This window comes from Cereibacter changlensis JA139 (assembly GCF_003034985.1).
Classification (GTDB): domain Bacteria; phylum Pseudomonadota; class Alphaproteobacteria; order Rhodobacterales; family Rhodobacteraceae; genus Cereibacter; species Cereibacter changlensis.
Genome location: NZ_PZKG01000348.1, coordinates 1 through 1,282, shown reverse-complemented (window position 1 = coordinate 1,282; position 1,282 = coordinate 1). Strand labels below are relative to the sequence as shown.

Genomic DNA, 1,282 nt, shown 5'->3' with positions numbered 1-1,282 from the left:
AATAGGTGTCGTCGTCACTCCCTGCGGCTGGCGGACTTCGGTCACGCCCGGAGGCCCTNCGAGGGCCTGCGGCAGCGCCGCCTCGGGCGGGGGCGTTCGCCGGCGGGGACGGCAGGGGCCGCCGCGCCCGTGACGGTCAGCGCCGTGGCGGCGAGGGTCGCGCCGTCGCGCGTGCCGGTGATCTCCACCTGCGCGCCCTGGGCAGGCGGCTCCGTCCCTTCGGGCAGCGTGACGAGCAGCCCGCCCCTCCGGCGTGGCGACGACGACCTGAGCGCCGAAGACTTCGGCCACGGCGCCGGAGAGTTGCGCGTCCTGTGCGGCGACGGGCAGGGCGGTGGACAGGGCAAGCACCGTGGCGGCGGCGGTCGGGATCAGGATCCGTTTCATGGAGGTCTCCTCTGGTTTCAACATGCCCCCCTTCTGGCCGATCCGTCCCCAACCGTACCGCAACGGGGCCGTTTGGCTTTCGTTGAGGCTTCGTGCGATACTCTGTCCGCCATGCGATACCGCCTTGCCTTTGCCCTGATCCTCGCCGCCGCGCCCGCGCTTGCGGATCCGCCGGACGACGCCGAGCCGATCGGGCCGGCCGAAGCTCTCGACTGCGTCGCGGCGCGCTACCGGGGCGAGGCGCTGCGCCTGCGCGACGACGAGGACGGCCTGGTGCAGGAGGTCCGCTGGCTGACCCCCGCAGGCAATGTGTTGCAGATCGAGCTGACGGGCCCCGGCTGCCGCTTCATCGAGGTCAAGGGCGTAGGCCAAGCCGAGGCGCGCATCCTGCCTGGGAAAACCCCATGAAGGTGCTGGTGGTCGAGGATGACCGCGATCTGGCCGGGCAGATCGGCGCGGCGCTGGCGCAGGCCGGCTTCACCATCGAGACCGCGCATGACGGCGAGGCGGGCGAGTTCCTCGGCGCGACCGAGACGGTCGACGCGGCGGTGCTCGACCTCGGCCTGCCCGGCATCGATGGGGTGGAGGTGCTGAAGCGCTGGCGCGGCGCGGGCCTGCGCTTTCCGGTGCTGATCCTGACGGCGCGCGACGCTTGGTCCGACAAGGTGGCGGGGTTTCGCGCGGGGGCCGACGACTACGTGCTGAAGCCCTTCCGCATGGACGAGGTGGTGCTGCGGCTCTCGACGCTGGTCCGCCGCGCGGCGGGCCATGCGACGCCGGAACTCTCCGCCGGCGGCCTTCTGTTCGACATGACGACGGGGCTCGCCACGCTGGAGGGCATGCCGCTGAAGCTGACCGCCTTCGAGGCGAAGCTGCTGCGCTACCTGATGCTGCA

The 1,282-nt window shown here is 72.1% G+C and carries 2 protein-coding genes; both read left to right on the top strand.

Features of this window, described 5'->3' with window-relative positions:
* The first annotated feature begins 129 nt into the window (after window positions 1-129).
* Window positions 130-795: a hypothetical protein gene (locus C5F48_RS26315; RefSeq protein WP_258186583.1), complete on the top strand. Its 666-nt coding sequence runs from the start codon at window positions 130-132 to the stop codon at window positions 793-795.
* A partial coding sequence (locus C5F48_RS23945; protein ID WP_107666145.1) for a response regulator occupies window positions 792-1,282 on the top strand: 491 nt, incomplete at its 3' end. The genes C5F48_RS26315 and C5F48_RS23945, both read left to right, overlap by 4 nt.